This is a genomic window from Pseudomonas pichavaramensis (assembly GCF_050473265.1).
In the GTDB taxonomy this organism is placed as follows: domain Bacteria; phylum Pseudomonadota; class Gammaproteobacteria; order Pseudomonadales; family Pseudomonadaceae; genus Aquipseudomonas.
On the sequence record NZ_JBJKFJ010000001.1, the window covers coordinates 54,156 to 70,473 of the forward strand.

Below are 16,318 nucleotides of genomic sequence, written 5' to 3' on the forward strand. Positions count from 1 at the left end.
GCTACAACAAGAGGAGCAACTCCATGCACCCATTCAGCTTCGCCACCACTGCGCAGATCCTCTGCGAGTCCGGCGCCAGCTTGCGGTTGGCCGAGCTTTGTCGCGAACGCGGCGCACGTCGCGTGTTGATCGTCACCGATACCGGCATTACCCGGCTCGGCTTGCTGAAGCCGCTGCTGCCGGGTTTTGCGCAGGCGGAGATGGACGTACAGGTATTCGATCAGGTGCTGGCCGACCCGCCCGAGGCCGTGGTTTTGGCGGCCGTGGCTCAGGCGCGCGAACTCCAGGCGGATCTGGTGGTTGGCTTCGGCGGTGGCAGCTCGATGGACGTGGCCAAGCTGGTGGCCTTGCTGGCGCATCCCGATTGCAGTCAGAGGCTGGACGAAATCTACGGTGTGGGCAATGCCCGCGGCCGGCGTCTACCGCTGATCCAGGTGCCGACCACTGCCGGCACGGGCTCCGAGGTCACTCCCATTGCCATCGTCACCACGGGTGAAACGACCAAGATGGGCGTGGTTTCGCCGCTGCTACTGCCGGATCTGGCTTTGCTCGATGCCGACCTGACCCTCGGCCTGCCTGCGGCGGTCACCGCGGCCACCGGCATCGACGCCATGGTGCATGCCATCGAGGCCTACACCAGCGCGCTGAAGAAGAATCCGCTCTCCGACCTGCTGGCCCGCGAAGCGTTGCGCCTGCTGGCAGGCAATCTTGACGAGGTGGTGAGCAACGGCAGCAATCGTCAGGCCCGGCAGGCGATGTTGCTCGGCGCCTGCCTGGCCGGTCAGGCGTTCGCCAATGCTCCTGTGGCTGCGGTGCATGCGCTGGCCTATCCATTGGGCGGGCACTTTCACATTCCTCACGGGCTGTCCAACGCCCTGGTGCTGCCGCAGGTGCTGACCTTCAATGCGCCGGTCGCAGCGCCTCTGTATGCCGAGCTGGCGCCACTGGTATTGGGCGAGCAGTTGCGGGCCGGCACTGCTAGCACGCAGACCGAGCAACTGATCGAGGCATTGGCCGGCTTCAGTCAGCGCAGCGGCCTGCCGACGCGGTTGCGCGATGCCGGAGTGAGCGAGGCCATGTTGCCCACGCTGGCGGCGGACGCCATGCTGCAGCAGCGCCTGCTGGTAAACAATCCGCGCGAGATGAACGAGCAACAGGCGCTGGCCATTTACCAGGCTGCCTACTGATTCAGGTCGCGGCTAAAGCCCCTCCCACAGATCCGCGAGCTTTGTGGGAGGGGGCTTTAGCCGCGATACCAACCCAGGGATCATCATGAACCAACTCCAACACCTGCGTGGCGAATACCGCCATTTTCAGCCGATCACCACGCGCTGGCATGACAACGACATCTACGGTCACGTCAACAACGTGACCTACTACAGCTACTTCGATAGTGCGGTGAATACCTATCTGATTGCCGAGGGCGGTCTGGATATTCACGACGGCGAGGTGGTGGGGTTTGTGGTCAGCTCCAGTTGCGACTACTTCGCCTCCATCGCGTTTCCCGATGCTATCGAGGTTGGGTTACGTGTCGGCAAGCTGGGCAACAGCTCGGTGCAATACGAGCTGGCAATATTCAAGGCGGGGGAGGAGCAGGCCTGTGCGGCCGGCCGCTTCGTCCATGTCTTCGTTGACCGTGCGAGTAATCGCCCGGTGGCCATTGCCGAGCCGCTGCGCTCGGCGCTGGCGCGTTTGCTGGCATAGAACGGCCAAGCGTCAGAGCGCTGGCCGTTGTAACAAGTTGCAGGGCCGAGCTGGGCTTAGCGACGGCGCCAGTGTTTGTGGTGTTTCTTGTGTTTCTTGCCGTTGTAATGGCGATGTTTGCCGCGACGGTCGTCGTCGTAACTGGCATTACCCATGTAGTTGCCCAGCGCACCACCTGCGCCGCCTCCCACGGCAGCGCCGACCAGGCCACCGGTGTTGCCGCCGACCTGCTGGCCGACGACGTTGCCGCCTGCTGCGCCAAGTGCGCCACCGATGGCCGCCTCGGTACGGCTGCGCCGATCAGCACCGACCGCGCTGCCGGCTGCACCGCCCAGGCCCGCGCCAACCGCTGCGCCGGTGTTGCCACCGACCTGCTGGCCCACCATCGCCCCCACTGCACCGCCCAGCGCGCCACCCAGGCCGGCTTCGGTGCTGCCGGCAAAGGCATAGCCGCCGCTGCTCAGGCCAAGGGAGAGGAAGAAGAGTTGCAGAGACTTCATGGACACCTCGAGTACGGAAACCGCCGAATGGCGGGGGATACGCCATTGACCGGTGATTTCCGTACGAGGTTCCTGGCCGCCCGTCAGGCCGCTGCGCTGCTACCCAGCAGATTGTTACTTTCTGCTGCCTGCAGGCAGATGGCGACGAACTTGGAGGTCGGCGTGCTGCTGCCGACACCTGCGCTTTCCAGCGGCACCAGCGGGTTGGCTTCAGGGAAGTAGGCAGCTGCCTGGCCGGCGGGAATGTCGAAGGCCAGCAGAGTGAAGCCGCTGACGCAGCGTTCGACACCGTCGTTCCACAGCGAGCGGATGTTCACTTTTTGCCCGGGTTTGAAGCCCATGCGCAAGATATCCGCCTCGTTGGCGAACAGTACGTCGCGCTGGCCCCGTACGCCGCGGTAGCGATCGTCGAGACCGTAGACCGTGGTGTTGTACTGATCGTGCGAACGCAGGGTCTGCAGAATCAGGTCCGGTGTTTCGCCGCTTTCGCGGACCTGCGGCGGCAGCAGGTCGTCGAGCAGGGCGTTGGCCTTGAAGTTGGCCTTGCCCGATGCGGTGGTCCATTGCCGCTCACTGGCCGAATTACCAAGGTAGAAGCCGCCAGGGTTGGCGACACGCTGGTTGAAGTCCTGGAAGCCGGCAATGGTGTCGGCGATCAGGTCGCGGATGCGGTCGTAATTGGCGATCAGTGCATCCCAGTCTACCGGGTGGTTGCCCAGCGTCGCCTTGGCGATACCGGCGATGATCGCCGGCTCGGAACGCATCTCGCTGCGGGAGAGGGGTTCCAGCTGCCCGTAGGAGGCGTGGATCATGCTGAACGAGTCTTCCACCGTGACCGCCTGTGGGCCGTCGGCCTGACGGTCGATGTCGGTACGGCCGAGGCATGGCAGGATCAGGGCATCCTTGCCGACAGTCAGGTGGCTGCGGTTGAGCTTGGTGCTGATCTGCACGGTCAGGTTGCAGTTCTGCAGCGCCTGGTGGGTGCGCGGGCTGTCTGGTGTGGCCTGGGCAAAGTTGCCGCCGAGGCCGATGAAGACCTTGGCCTGGCCGTCGATCATGGCGTTGATCGCTTCCACGGTGTTGTGGCCGTCTTCACGCGGCACCTTGAACTGGAAGCGCTTTTCGATGGCATCGAGCAAGGCTACCGGCGGGCGGTCGTTGATGCCCATGGTGCGGTCGCCCTGCACGTTGCTGTGGCCACGCACCGGGCACAGGCCGGCGCCCGGGCGGCCAAGGTTGCCGCGCAGCAGTTGCAGGTTGACGATTTCCTGGATGGTGGCTACCGAATGGTGGTGCTGGGTGATGCCCATGGCCCAGCACATGATTACCCGCTCGGCGCGACGGTACATGCGTGCGGCCTGTTCGATATCGCGCAGGCTCATCCCCGATTGCTTCTCGATGGCCTCCCAGCTGGTGTCGTCGAGCAGCGCCAGGTAGGCGTCGACGCCGTCGGTGTGCTCGGCGATGAAGGCATGGTCGAACAGCGCTGGCTCGCCCTTGTCCTGCGCCTCGCGCTCCCACTGCAGGAGGAACTTGGCGATGCCGCGAATGGCGGCCATGTCACCGCCCAGCGCCGGGCGGAAGAACGCAGTATTCAGCGGCTCGGAGCCGTTGGTGAGCATCTCCAGGGCATTCTGCGGATGCTGGAAGCGCTCCAGGCCACGCTCCTTGAGCGGGTTGAAGCAGACCACCTGAGCGCCACGTTTGACCGCTTCACGCAGCGGCTCGAGCATACGCGGGTGGTTGGTGCCGGGGTTCTGACCGAGGACGAAGATGGCGTCGGCGTGCTCGAAATCGTCGAAGGTCACGCTGCCTTTGCCGATGCCCACACTCTGGATCAGCGCCACGCCGCTGGCCTCGTGGCACATGTTCGAGCAGTCGGGGAAGTTGTTGGTGCCATAGGCGCGCACGAACAATTGGTAAAGGAACGCGGCTTCGTTGCTGGCCCGGCCTGATGTATAGAACTCGGCGTGATTCGGGCTCGGCAGCGCCTTGAGGTGCTGCGCGACCAGGGCGAAGGCGTCGTCCCAGCTGGTCTGCACATAGCGATCGCTAGCGGCGTCGTAACGCATCGGGTGAGTCAGGCGGCCCTGATATTCGAGCCAGTAGTCACTCTGCTCGCGCAACTGGCTAACGCTGTAGCGTTCGAAGAAGGCTGGGTCCACGCGGCGTTTGGTGGCTTCCCAGTTGACGGCCTTGGCGCCGTTCTCGCAGAACTTGATGCGGCCATCTTCGGGCGAGTCGCCCCAGGCGCAGCCGGGGCAGTCGAAACCACCATTCTGATTGGTCTTGAGCAGGGCGCGCAGGTTCTTGAACGGCTGTTTGCTGTCCAGCCAGAAACGGGTGACGGCGTTCAGAGCGCCCCAGCCCGCAGCGGGGCCTTTATAGGGTTTGTAGCGAGGATTGACGGTTTGCAAGCTCATGGTCGGTCTTCTTCGTCAGGCGCCGGGCTGTAGACACGCGGCGTGCTGTGATGAGGCAAGTGGATAAGGTTGAGGCGATGGCGTCGCGCCCATTCCACGGTCAGTGCCGTGGGGGCGGAGAGGCTTACCAGGGTGCCAATGCCGGCGCGAACGGCCTTGTGCAGCAGTTCCAGGCTGCAGCGGCTGGTCACCAGGGCGAAGCCGTCGCGCGTGTCGATACGCTCGCGAGCCAATGCGCCAATCAGTTTGTCGAGGGCGTTGTGGCGGCCGATGTCTTCGCGGCACAGGCGGATATCGCCCGCTGCGTCGATGAACAGGGCGGCGTGCAGCGCTCCGCTGTGACGGGCCAGTTGTTGTTGTTCGCCAATACGCTCGCGCAGCCCGCTCAGGTGTGCCAGCGGCGGTAGAGATGCACCGGGGAGCGCCGTCAGGGCAGGCAGGGCTTGTTCCAGCGCGTCCACGCCACACAGGCCGCAACCGCTGCTACCGGCCATTTGCCGGCGCTGCTGCTTGATGGCCCAGAAGGCTCGGCTGCTGACTTCCAGGCGGGCCTCGCGGCTGTCGCCGAGACCGCGGAGCTGGATGTCATAGATTTCGTCGATTGACGAAATCAGACCGTTGCCGAGGCTGAAACCTACAGCAAAATCTTCCAGGTGATGCGGCGAAACCATCATCACTGCTTGGTTCAGGTCGTTGTAGCTGATTGCCAGGGCACATTCTTCAGCTAGGGCAGCCTGTTGTGCACGGCCGTCACCCAGTTCGGCGTAGGAGTAGGCACTGGCAACCTGTGGCGAGGCGTCTGGCTTGGCCATCGAGGTGGTGCTCTGTGACAGATTGACACAGGCAAGTCTAGGCTTCTGAGCGCTGACAATCTAATCGTTGGCTTTGATACGACGATCAATGCTGTCTATCGGGTGCTTGCCAGCCACTCTCTGGCTTCTTCGAAGCAGGCTTGTGCCAGTGGTGAGCCGGGGGCGCTGCGGCGCATGATCAGGCCCTGTGGCGCCAGGGTATGGGCGTCCTCGATGGGCAGCAGGCGCAGATGGCCTTCAGCGGGCGCGCCATCTCCCGGCAGCGGCATGATGCAGCAGCACAGTCCGGCACTGACCGCCTGGGTCAGGTGATGCACGGCGTCGGCCTCCACGCGCACCTGGGGGCTTAGGCCGCGGGCGCGGAAGCTGTGGTCGATGGATTGGCGGAAGTGCATGCCAGTCGACAGCAGACCCAGCGGCAGGCCGGCTAGTTGCTCCCAGCGCAGGCTGCTGCTGGCGAAATGGAAATGACGTTGGTCGTAGAGCAGGCCCATGCAGGCCTCGGCCAGTTCCAGGCTGGCGAAGTGTTCGCGATCCAGGCGGTCCAGGTAGGAAAGGCCGAGATCGAGCTGGTTGCGTGCCAGTTGCTCGAGAATCTGTTCGCTGCTCAGTGCCTGCAGCTGGAAACGCAGCCCCGGATGGCGGGCGGCGAACAGGCTGATCAGGCGTGTCGGATCGAAGCTGGCCAGCGGCACCACGCCCAGACGCAGGGTGCCTACCAGATGTCCGCGACAGGCTGCGGCCTCGGCCAGCAGGCCATCCTGGGCGGCCAGCAGGCTACGCGCCCAGGCCAGGATGCGCTCGCCCTCGGCGCTGAAACCTTCGAAGCGCTGGCCACGGCGCACCAGTTCCAGGCCCAGTTCCTCTTCCAGTTGGCGCAGGCGCATGGACAGCGTCGGCTGGGTCACGTGGCAGCGCGCAGCCGCCTGGCCGAAGTGGCGGGTTTCGTCGAGGGCGACGAGAAATTTCAGTTGCTTGATATCCATGGGAGCTCCTGGTCTGGCCGGATTCTAATGCGCGAACGGCGATCCGGGGCGCTTCGTGAACTAGACTTTGGTCGCCGGACGGATGGTCCGGTCTGCACAAGGAACGAGAGGAATCACCATGAGTCTGTTTGCCTTTGTCAAAGATGCCGGGGTCAAGCTCTGGGAATCGCTGGTGGGCCAAGAGGCGCAGGCCGCCGAATCGCTCAAGGAGCATGTCGCCAAGATCGGTCTCGGTAGCCCGAACATCGACGTCAGCGTGGAGGGCGAAAAGGTCATCGCCAGCGGCGAGGTGACCAGCCAGGAAGAGAAGGAAAAGATCCTGCTCGCCCTGGGCAATGTCGCCGGTGTCGGTGAGGTCGAGGACCGGATCAGCGTCACCACGCCTGCGCCTGCGGCACGTTTCGTCACCGTGAAGAAAGGCGACACGCTGAGTGCCATCGCTAAGAGTGAATATGGCAACGGCAACGCTTACATGAAGATCTTCGAAGCCAACAAGCCGATGCTCAGTCACCCGGACAAGATCTATCCGGGCCAGGTGCTGCGTATCCCTGAATAGGCCTTGGCCCGGTTGCAATGCGGGGGGCGTGCGTCCCGCAATGCAGCCGGGCTAAAGGTTGTGCAACAGCTCCCGGTAATCCTCCACTGCTGCGAACTCCTCGGTTTCCTTGGGGCCTGCCTGGCTGTCCGGTTGGCGTACGGCGAGGAGTTGGGCGATACCGAAGCGCCCGGCGCTGCGCAGGATGGGCAGGCTGTCGTCGATGAACAGGCTGCGCGCCGGATCGAAGTCGACATCCTGGTGCAGGGCGAACCAGAACTGCTGGTCTTCCTTGGGAAAGCCGTAGTCATGGGAGCTGATCAGGCGTTCGAACCAGGGCGCCAGCTCGACGCGCTCCATCTTCAGCGACAGCGAATCGCGGTGTGCGTTGGTGATCAGTACCACGCGCTTGCCGGCGTCGCGCAGGGCGCGCAGGAACAGTTCGGCATCCGGACGCAAGGCGATCAGGTGGGCGACTTCGCGCTTGAGCTCGCGGATCGAAAGCCTCAGCTCGCGGCTCCAGAAATCGGTGCAGTACCAGTTCAGCGTGCCGGCATGCTGGCGAAACAGCGGCAGTAGCTCCGCCTGCGCCAGGGCCAGGCTGATGCCATGATGTTCGGCGTAACGCTGCGGCAGGTGAGTGAGCCAGAAGTGATTGTCGAAATGCAGATCGAGCAGGGTGCCGTCCATATCCAGCAGGACGGTATCGATCTGGTGCCAGGGTAGTGGAGCCATTGGCATGCCTAATGAAGAGGTCGTGAATCTACCGGTCGCACGTCGCGATCATGCAATCTGCGCCGGAGATAATCGTAAAAGCCGGGGTATGATACCCCGCCAGGTCACGCCAAGGAGTTGCCCCATGCGTCAGAAGCCCACGGTGCTCGCCCGTGAAATAGTCGCCAGCAGTCGTCTGTTTCGTGTCGAGGAGGTGCAGTTGCGCTTCTCCAACGGCACGGAGCGTACCTACGAGCGTCTGGTCGGCAAGGGTTCGGGCTACGGTGCGGTGATGGTGGTGGCGATGCTCGATGCCGAGCACGCGGTGCTGGTCGAGGAATATTGTGGCGGCACCGACGACTATCAGTTGTCGCTGCCCAAGGGGTTGATCGAGCCGGGTGAGGATGTGCTGGTGGCGGCCAATCGCGAGCTCAAGGAGGAAGCGGGCTTTGGTGCGCACGATCTGGAATACATCACCGAGCTGAGTCTTTCCCCCGGCTACATGAGTCAGAAGATCCAGGTGGTACTGGCGCGCAACCTCTATGAGGAGCGCCTGCCTGGCGACGAGCCGGAGCCGATGCGCGTCGATCGCATCAGCCTGCGTGAGCTGTCGAGCCTGGCCCAGCATGAGCAATTCAGTGAAGGGCGGGCACTGGCCGCGTTGTACCTGGTGCGCGACCTGCTGACTGCGCGTGGGGAGTACAGCCAGTGAGTCATCCGCATATTCCACGCGTGATCGAGCTGGTGCGCGCCGCTGGCGCGGCGATCCTGCCTTACTGGCGCAGCGACGTCGCGGTGATCGAGAAGGCCGATGCTTCGCCGGTAACCGCCGCCGACCTGGCCGCGCACCATATTCTGCTCGATGGCTTGCAGGCCTTGGCGCCGGAGATTCCGGTGCTATCGGAAGAGGCGGCGGACATTCCCCAGAGCGAGCGCTTGGCCTGGACGCGCTGGTGGTTGGTCGACCCGCTGGATGGCACCAAGGAGTTCATCGCCGGGTCTGAGGAATTCACCGTCAACGTAGCGTTGATCGAGCAGGGGCGCGTGCTGTTCGGTGTGGTCGGCATTCCCGCCACGGGACGCTGCTATTACGGCGGCGCTGGCCTCGGAGCCTGGTGCAGCGAGGTGGCAGGTGACGAGCAGGCCATCAGCGTGCGCCTGGCGCCGGCACGGGGCTTTACCCTGGTGGCCAGCAAGCGTCATTCAAGCCCGGCGCAGGAAACCCTGCTTGCGGATTTGTCTGCCCGTTTCGGTGAGCCGGCGCTGGCCAACATCGGCAGCTCGCTGAAGTTCTGCCTGCTGGCCGAGGGCAACGCCGATTGCTACCCGCGTCTGGCGCCCACCTCGCAGTGGGACACCGCCGCAGCGCAGGGCGTGCTGGAAGGGGCGGGCGGTGAGGTGCTGAATCTGGACGGTGCGCCGCTGACCTATGAAGCGCGCGAGACCTTCCTCAACCCCTCGTTCCTGGCCTTGCCGGCTGCGGCCGAATGGCGTGGCGAGCTGATCGAGTTGGCCAGCGGCCTGTAGGGTGCGCTGTGCGCACCGAGAGCCACCCGGCACAGCGCACCTACGGGTTTTGCCTAGACCTCAATCGAGCATGTCGCTGTAGCGCTCGTCCTTCTTGAACACCAGCGGCTGGTCGAAACCGGGCACCTTCACTTCGTCGCGGGTGATCGAGATCGCCTGGTCGTCGATCATGTCGTTGCCGAAGTTGTAGATGATGTCCAGTTTGCCCTGCAGTGCCTGCTGGTCATAAGCAGCGGCGGCTGTGCGCGTGCCCTCGCGACGGGCCAGATAGGCATCGAAGGCGGCTTGGCCGTGGCGCTTGCGCAGCATGCGCTCGGTCACGTGCGGGGCCAGTACCAGGGCGCTGGCGTTGTTGCCGCCGAAGCCTTTGGAGTTGATGAAGGCCACGTCCAGCGCCTGCTCGCCGACCCTGCGGTCTGCGGTGGACAGGCTCAGGCGTTGCTGGTGCACGTCACCGGCCACCGCGTCGATGGTCTTGATGCCGGGCACGATGCCGTACTTGAAGGCGCCGAGCGCGGCGATCACCTGGTCGCCGCTGGCCGTGGCCAGGGAGTGGCCGACGAAGGCTTTCACGGCCGTGATCGGCCATTGCTCGATGCCGAAGGCCTCGGCGACACGGTCAAGGATCTCCGACTCGGTCACGCGATTGGCCGGCGTGCTGGAACCATGGGCGTGGACGAAACTGCGGCTGCGCACGGCATCCAGGCCAAGCAGTTGCACGGCGCTGGCTACGGCCTTGGCGACGGTCAGGTAGTTGCCCGGGCCCGGGGCGGAAATCGACTTCTTGAAACCATCGGCATTGATGAACACGTCCGGCACCGCACCGTGAATCTCGGCACCCAGCTCCAGGGCCAGCTCGTCGTCCATCAGCACCACGAACTGGCAGGCTTCGGCCAGGGTGAAGCCGCAGTTGGCGCCGAACGGGCGGCTGGCGCGGCGGAAGTCGACGTTGTCCTGGCCCTCGAGCTGGCGCAGGCCATCCTCGGTGGCCAGTGCGCCCATGGCGCCGTAGCCTTCGATGCACTCCTGATTGATCGGTGCCTCGCTGCTGCCGACGATCACCACGCGAGCCCTGCCGCTGGCGATCTGTTCGATGCCTTTCTGCAGGTTGTAGAGGAAGGTGGCGCAGGCGCCGGTGATGCTGCCGGTGGTGCCGACGCTGCCGAGCACGTAGGCATTGATGAAGTCGGCCGGCATGGTGTTCAGGCCCAGGGCCAGCTGCTTGGCGGTGACGCGCCCGCCTTTCAGGCGCGACTGCATCATGCCGCCGAAGCCGTTTTCATCGAGCTGGCTCATGATGCAACTGGCGAACACGGCGATTTCGTCCGGTGCGACGTGCTGGACGATGCGCTGCCAGTCGATGCCTACCGAACGCAGGGCATCGGTGACACCGACCACGGTCATGGCCAGGCCGCGCGGATGGAAGCGTGAGTTGTACAGCTCACTCGGCTCGAAGCCGCTAGGCAGTTGCCCGGCGGATTTCACTGCCAGCGGGCGGTAGCTGTCGACCTTGAATTCGCAGCTGTCGTGCAGGGTCACGCGTACTTCGTTACCGTCGAGCTCATCGACCGACCAATTGGCTGGCAATGGCTCGGGTAGCTGTTTGCGCAGGGTCACGAAGCTGAGCTTTGCGCCGTTGTCGGGGGCAACGCCGATGTTCTTGTGCCAGTGGGCAGCATCCGGGTCGAGGTGCTGTTTCTCGATGCGGCGCACCAGAGTGCCGGCGAGGATCTGCTCGGCGTAGCGGCTTTCGATGTCTGCCAGGCTCAGCGGCTGGCCGTCCTGATCCAGGTACTGGCCATCGACTGCGCGCACCAGCTTCATCATCTGCGCCAGACCGGCCAGCGTCTCCTGGCGTGCTTCGGGCTGCAGTGACTCCTGTACGGTGCGACGGAAACCATGGTGGAAGGAGCTGCGCCCGGCTGCGTTGTAACCCCCAAAACCCACGATCACAGGTAAGCGCGACATAACTCAAAAGCTCCTGAACAAGGCCAGCGCGACGCCAGGCCGGCGCCTTGGGCGCGGGCAGGGGTCATAGGGCGGTGGCGTTTGGAAAATTTCGGCTGCCTAACCTGACGTGGATCATGACCATCAAGTCACTCATTCGTCCAATGTCGTGACGAGCGAAATGCGTGCCGCGTACGGAACAGGTGATCGGGAGAGGCGTATGGCGATGCTGCAAGGTGCACCTTAATAGTCCGGTGCACCTTGCTGGCGGGCCCGCCAGAAGGCGGGCTGGAAGCTATCAGCCCTGGTAGCTGATATGACCGTCGACCAGTGTGTAGCGCACCGCACCTGGCAGGCAGTGGTCGATAAAGGGGCAGTTGCGGCCCTTGGAGTACCAGCGCTCACCGGCCAGTGTCGAGGCTTGTGGATCGAACAGCACGATATCCGCCGCTGCACCCACGGCCAGTTGCCCGGCAGGCAGGCGCAGCGCTTTGGCAGGCCCGCTGGACAGGCGCGCGAGCAGAGTCGGCAGGTCGAGCAGGCCGTCCTGCACCAGGGTCATGGCCAGCGGCAGTTGCAGTTGCACGCTGCTGATGCCCGGCTCGGTGGCAGCGAACGGCGCCAGCTTGGCATCGCGCTCGTGCGGCTGGTGGTGGCTGGCGATGGCGCCGATCACGCCGGCCTTGACTGCCGCGCGCAGGCCGTCGCGATCAGCCTGCGAGCGTAGCGGCGGTTGCACGTGGTAGAGGCTGGAAAAGTCGATCAGCGCTTCGTCGGTGAGGATCAGCTGGTACAGCGCGACATCGGCGGTAACCGGCAGGCCGCGCGCCTGGGCATTGGCGATCAGCTCGGCGCCACGGGCGCTGGTTATCTGGCTGAAGTGCGCGCGTACACCGCTCTGTTCCACCAGCAGCAGGTCGCGGGCCAGGGCCACGGTCTCGGCGGTTTCCGGAATGCCGGCCAGACCCAGGAAGCTGGCGGTCGGCCCTTCGTGAGCCAGACCGCCTTCGGCCAGGTCGGCGTCCTGCGAGTGGAAGATCACCTGCAGGTCGAAGGTGGCGGCGTACTCCAGTGCGCGACGCAGGGTGCGGCTGTTGCGGAAGTTGTCCAGGCCGTTGCCGAAGGCCACACAGCCGGTGTCGCGTAGGGCGACCAGTTCTGCCAGCTGTTCGCCGGCGAGGTTCTTGCTCAGCGCGCCGATGGGGAACACCTTGGTATGCCCGGCCTCGCGGGCGCGGTCGAGGATCAGCTCGGCCACGGCCGGCGTGTCCAGTACTGGCTTGGTGATCGGTGGGCAGCACAGGCTGGTGACGCCGCCTGCTGCAGCGGCCAAGGTTTCCGTGGCGATGCTGCCCTTGCGGCTGTAGCCCGGTTCGCGCAGTGCCACCGAGAGATCGACCAGACCGGGGGCAGCGATCAAGCCCTGGGCGTCGATAGTTTGATCCGCGTCGAAACCGGCGGGCGCCTGGCCGATGGCGGCCAGCTTGCCGCTGTCGATATACAGGTCGGTGATCTGGTCCAGGCCGCTGTCCGGGTCGATTACACGGGCGCCGAGGATTGCGGTACGCATCAGTTGGCCTCCTCGGCGTTGAGTTGACGTTGGGCGTTCTGCCCGCTCATGGCCATCGACAGTACGGCCATGCGGATGGCGATGCCGTAGGTGACCTGGTTGAGAATCACCGACTGCGGGCCGTCGGCCACTGCCGATTCGATCTCCACGCCGCGGTTGATTGGCCCCGGGTGCATCACCAGGGCGTCCGGCTTGGCCTTGGCCAGGCGCTGCTCGGTCAGGCCGAACAGGCGGTAGAACTCGCCTTCGCTGGGCAGCAGGCCGCCCTGCATGCGCTCACGTTGCAGGCGCAGCATGATCACTACGTCAACATCCTTCAGACCTTCGTCGGCATCGCTGAACACGCGCACGCCGTAAGCCTGTTCCAGGCCGATTGGCAGCAAGGTCTTCGGTGCGATCACGCGAATGTCCGGGCAGCCGAGGGTCTTCAGCGCGAGCATGTTGGAGCGGGCCACACGCGAGTGCAGGATGTCGCCGACGATCGCCACCGAGAGGTTCTCGAAGCTGCCCTTGTGGCGGCGGATGGTGAGCATGTCGAGCATGCCCTGAGTCGGGTGCGCGTGGCGGCCGTCACCGCCGTTGATGATGGCCAGGTTCGGGCACACGTGCTCGGCGATGAAGTGCGCGGCGCCAGAGTCGCTGTGGCGCACGACGAAGATGTCGGCGGCCATGGCTTCGAGGTTGCGCAGGGTGTCGAACAGGGTCTCGCCCTTGCTGGTGGAGCTGGTCGACACGTTGAGGCTGATGACGTCAGCCGACAGGCGCTGGGCGGCCAGCTCGAAGGTGGTACGGGTGCGTGTGGAGTTTTCGAAGAACACATTGCACACGGTCTTGCCGCGCAGCAGCGGTACCTTCTTCACCGCGCGGGCGCCAACTTCGAGGAAGGAGTCGGCGGTGTCGAGGATTTCGGTCAGCAGCTCACGGGGTAAGCCGTCGAGCGAGAGAAAATGGCACAGCTGGCCTTGGTCATTGAGCTGCAGCGGGCGCTTGGCGGCGAGTGGCGTCATCGCGGGGGTCTCAGTTGGCGAGCGTCTGGAGTTCGAGGGTCAGGGGCGTGGGGCCGGACAATTTTACCCGCTCGTTGGCTGCCAGTGACAGGGTGGCACCGACCACATCGGGGCGAATCGGCAACTCGCGGGCATTGAGGTCGAGCAGGCTGACCAGGGTCACGCTGGCCGGGCGGCCGTAGTCGAACAGTTCGTTGAGGGCGGCGCGGATGGTGCGGCCGCTCATCAGTACGTCGTCGATCAGCACCAGGTGCTGGCCTTCGATCTCGAACGGCAACTCCGAGGGTTGCACCTGCGGGTGCAGGCCGTTCTGGGTGAAGTCATCGCGGTAGAAGGAGACATCGAGAATGCCCAGTGCGTCCTCGCGACCCAGCGCCTGCAGCAGTGCCTGGGCGACCCAGACACCGCCAGTACGAATGCCGATGAAGCGCGGCTCGCTGATCTGTCGCTGGTTCAGGTGCTGGGTCAGAGCGCTGGCCATTGCCGGCAGCAGTTCATTGGGGTTGGGTAGCATGGCGAAACTCCTTGATGCGAGCCGACTCGATCAGCCCGTGCAGTTTTCCTCTAGCCAGCCCTGCAATAACAGGGCGGCAGCAATGGCGTCGACGGGACGTTCGCGGTAACCACCGCTCTGGCCTTCGCGCAGGCGCTGGCCCTTGGCCTCGAAGGTGGTCAGGCGCTCGTCGTGGGTGTAGGCGGGCAGGTTGAAGCGGCCGTTGAGGCGGCGGGCGAACTTCTCCGCACGTGCGCTCATTTCGCTGGGTGTGCCATCCATGTTCAGCGGCAGGCCAACGACCACGGCATCCGGTTGCCATTCCTTGATCAGCGCTTCGACACGGCTCCAGTCGGGGACGCCGTTCTGTGCCTTGAGTACGCACAGCTCGCGCGCCTGGCCGGTGATCACCTGGCCGACGGCGACACCGATCTGCTTGCTGCCATAGTCGAAGCCCAGTAGCAGGCGCAGTGGTTTTTCGCTCATCAGGCGTGTCCTGCCTGCGAGGTGAGCAGGCTGAGATTGACGCCCAGGCGTGCGGCCGCGGCATTCAGGCGCTGGTCGTAGGGCAGGTCGAAGAGAATGCTGCTGTCGGCCGGACAGGTCAGCCAGGCGTTGTCGGCCAGTTCGGCCTCCAGCTGTCCTGCGTCCCAGCCGGCATAGCCGAGGGTGATCAGGTACTTGTCCGGGCCGCTGCCGTCGGCGATGGCGAACAGCACGTCCTGCGAGGTAGAGAGGCCCAGCTCGCCCAGTTCCAGGGTTGCCTGGAACAGTGGCCCAGCGGGGTGGAGGACGAAGCCGCGATCGGTCTGCACCGGGCCGCCGGCGAAGATCGGCAGGCTATGGCACAGCGCAGCAGGCTCTTCGTCCGGGCGCAATTGCTCCAGTACGTCGGCGAGATTCAGGCCATTGGGCTTGTTGATCACCAGGCCCATCGCGCCCTGGTCGTTGTGTTCGACCAGGTAGGTCACGGTCTGCGCGAAATTCGGATCGGCCATGTGCGGCATGGCGATCAGGAAATGGTGCTTGAGCGAGGTCGGGGCTGATTTGTTCATGGCGCCTAGTTTGGAACGGCCGGCGGCAAGCGACAAGCAGCAAGTGGCTCGGGTGAAATTCGGCGGGGCGGTGGTGAAATGCCCGGATTTCATCCGGGCAACGCATAAAACAGCGACGTAGGGTGCGCCGTGCAGCTAGTTGCTCGACAAGCGATCGCCACGCTCGAAGCGCCAGGTGCGGATGATCTCCAGGCGGTCGATGTCGGCCAGGTCACCGGTGAACGGCGCGTATGGCGCGGCCAGGCGTACGATGCGTTGTGCGGCCTGGTCGAGCTCCGCGTGGCCCGAAGACTCCAGAATCTGCACCTCGTAGAGGCTGCCGTCGCGGTTGATCGACACCAGCAGGCGCAGGCTGCCGTAGATACGCTTGCGGCGTGCCTCGTCGGGGTAGTTGAGGTTGCCGATACGCTCGACCTTCTTGCGCCATTCGTCCTTGTACCAGGCGCCCTTGTCACGCATGGTCGAGGCGGCGTTGAGGCGGTGGATCTTCGGTCGTTTCGCGTACTGCTGGACTTCCTGGGCCAGTTCGGCCTCGAGACTGGCGATCTCCGCCGACAGTTGGGCAGAGTCGAAGACCGGCGCGGGGCGTGTTTCCGGCACAGGCTTGGCTTCTTCGCGCTTGACCGGGGTCTTCTGCTGCTGCGGTGCGCGCGTCGCCACTGCTGCCTTGGGTGCTTCCTGGCGAGTGGTGGGTTGCTGTGGTGTCGCCGGTGGCGTGACCTTGCGCACTTCGCTGTCCTGGAACGGCGCTTGCTCCGTGGTCTTGGGGGCGGCGGCATGCTCCAGCGTGCCGCTGCCCTGCTGGTTGTCCTGGGCGAGGAAGTCGGCCTCTTTGGGCGCTTCTTCGCTCTTGAAGGTGGACAGGGTGATTTCCAGCGTCTTGCTGATGTCCGGCGGCGACTCCAGGCTGAAACCAACGCCGAGAATCACGGCCACGTGCAGCGCAGCGGCGAGAAACAGGGTGAACCCCAGGCGGTCCACCGGGCGAACGGTGGCGGAGGAAGTGGCGGGTGGGGTGGCTGCTGCGTTCATCGCGTATCGGGTC

General features: G+C 64.6%; 17 protein-coding genes. 5 read left to right on the plus strand and 12 right to left on the minus strand.

Going from position 1 to position 16,318, the window contains the following annotated elements; translation table 11 throughout:
- Positions 1-23: 23 nt before the first annotated feature.
- Positions 24-1,187 (plus strand): iron-containing alcohol dehydrogenase, encoded by a 1,164-nt coding sequence (locus ACJRW5_RS00225; protein WP_484568534.1) that lies wholly within the window; start codon positions 24-26, stop codon positions 1,185-1,187.
- Positions 1,188-1,272: 85 nt separating this feature from the next.
- Positions 1,273-1,704 (plus strand): acyl-CoA thioesterase, encoded by a 432-nt coding sequence (locus ACJRW5_RS00230; protein ID WP_484568535.1) that lies wholly within the window; start codon positions 1,273-1,275, stop codon positions 1,702-1,704.
- Positions 1,705-1,760: 56 nt separating this feature from the next.
- On the opposite strand, the gene ACJRW5_RS00235 is transcribed toward ACJRW5_RS00230, so the two are convergent.
- The 4 genes from ACJRW5_RS00235 to ACJRW5_RS00250 all read right to left on the minus strand — a co-directional run bounded on the left by ACJRW5_RS00235 (position 1,761) and on the right by ACJRW5_RS00250 (position 6,425).
- Positions 1,761-2,204 (minus strand): YMGG-like glycine zipper-containing protein, encoded by a 444-nt coding sequence (locus ACJRW5_RS00235; RefSeq protein ID WP_484568536.1) that lies wholly within the window; start codon positions 2,202-2,204, stop codon positions 1,761-1,763.
- Between the two features lie 83 nt (positions 2,205-2,287).
- Complete coding sequence (locus tag ACJRW5_RS00240) at positions 2,288-4,627, minus strand: FdhF/YdeP family oxidoreductase (protein ID WP_484568537.1); 2,340 nt, start codon at positions 4,625-4,627, stop codon at positions 2,288-2,290.
- Complete coding sequence (fdhD, locus tag ACJRW5_RS00245; protein ID WP_484568538.1) at positions 4,624-5,439, minus strand: formate dehydrogenase accessory sulfurtransferase FdhD; 816 nt, start codon at positions 5,437-5,439, stop codon at positions 4,624-4,626. Before fdhD ends, ACJRW5_RS00240 begins: the two co-directional genes overlap by 4 nt.
- 95 nt (positions 5,440-5,534) lie before the next feature.
- Positions 5,535-6,425, minus strand: coding sequence for a LysR family transcriptional regulator (locus ACJRW5_RS00250; RefSeq protein WP_484568539.1), 891 nt, complete (start codon positions 6,423-6,425; stop codon positions 5,535-5,537).
- Positions 6,426-6,543: 118 nt separating this feature from the next.
- Here ACJRW5_RS00250 and lysM point away from each other — a divergent pair, with 118 nt between their 5' ends.
- Positions 6,544-6,981, plus strand: a complete 438-nt coding sequence (gene lysM / locus ACJRW5_RS00255) for a peptidoglycan-binding protein LysM (protein ID WP_484568540.1) — start codon at positions 6,544-6,546, stop codon at positions 6,979-6,981.
- 51 nt (positions 6,982-7,032) lie between these two features.
- Here the strand turns inward: lysM and yrfG are convergent, their stop codons facing one another.
- Complete coding sequence (gene yrfG, locus ACJRW5_RS00260) at positions 7,033-7,695, minus strand: GMP/IMP nucleotidase (protein WP_484568541.1); 663 nt, start codon at positions 7,693-7,695, stop codon at positions 7,033-7,035.
- 124 nt (positions 7,696-7,819) lie between these two features.
- On the opposite strand from yrfG, the gene nudE reads away from it, so the two are divergent.
- Together nudE and cysQ are read left to right on the plus strand one after the other, a co-directional pair.
- Positions 7,820-8,386: an ADP compounds hydrolase NudE gene (gene nudE / locus ACJRW5_RS00265; RefSeq protein ID WP_484568542.1), complete on the plus strand. Its 567-nt coding sequence runs from the start codon at positions 7,820-7,822 to the stop codon at positions 8,384-8,386.
- Positions 8,383-9,201 (plus strand): 3'(2'),5'-bisphosphate nucleotidase CysQ, encoded by an 819-nt coding sequence (gene cysQ / locus ACJRW5_RS00270; RefSeq protein WP_484568543.1) that lies wholly within the window; start codon positions 8,383-8,385, stop codon positions 9,199-9,201. Before nudE ends, cysQ begins: the two co-directional genes overlap by 4 nt.
- 60 nt (positions 9,202-9,261) lie before the next feature.
- Here cysQ and ACJRW5_RS00275 read toward each other — a convergent pair whose 3' ends face one another.
- From ACJRW5_RS00275 to ACJRW5_RS00305, 7 genes are all read right to left on the minus strand, one after another.
- Positions 9,262-11,169 carry a beta-ketoacyl synthase gene (locus tag ACJRW5_RS00275; RefSeq protein WP_484568544.1) on the minus strand — a complete coding sequence of 636 codons (1,908 nt, stop codon included), beginning with the start codon at positions 11,167-11,169 and terminating at the stop codon, positions 9,262-9,264.
- Positions 11,170-11,446: 277 nt separating this feature from the next.
- Entirely contained in the window at positions 11,447-12,718 is a 1,272-nt protein-coding gene (locus ACJRW5_RS00280) for a dihydroorotase (protein WP_484568545.1), read from the minus strand.
- On the minus strand, positions 12,718-13,725 hold the full coding sequence (locus tag ACJRW5_RS00285) for an aspartate carbamoyltransferase catalytic subunit (RefSeq protein ID WP_484568546.1): 1,008 nt from the start codon (positions 13,723-13,725) through the stop codon (positions 12,718-12,720). The genes ACJRW5_RS00280 and ACJRW5_RS00285 overlap by 1 nt, the downstream gene beginning before the upstream one ends.
- A gap of 10 nt (positions 13,726-13,735) precedes the next feature.
- Complete coding sequence (gene pyrR / locus ACJRW5_RS00290) at positions 13,736-14,239, minus strand: bifunctional pyr operon transcriptional regulator/uracil phosphoribosyltransferase PyrR (RefSeq protein WP_484568547.1); 504 nt, start codon at positions 14,237-14,239, stop codon at positions 13,736-13,738.
- Positions 14,240-14,269: 30 nt separating this feature from the next.
- Entirely contained in the window at positions 14,270-14,707 is a 438-nt protein-coding gene (gene ruvX / locus ACJRW5_RS00295; RefSeq protein WP_484569127.1) for a Holliday junction resolvase RuvX, read from the minus strand.
- Entirely contained in the window at positions 14,704-15,273 is a 570-nt protein-coding gene (locus tag ACJRW5_RS00300; protein ID WP_484568548.1) for a YqgE/AlgH family protein, read from the minus strand. Before ACJRW5_RS00300 ends, ruvX begins: the two co-directional genes overlap by 4 nt.
- A 135-nt stretch (positions 15,274-15,408) precedes the next feature.
- Positions 15,409-16,305 (minus strand): TonB family protein, encoded by an 897-nt coding sequence (locus ACJRW5_RS00305; protein ID WP_484568549.1) that lies wholly within the window; start codon positions 16,303-16,305, stop codon positions 15,409-15,411.
- Positions 16,306-16,318 lie beyond the last annotated feature (13 nt).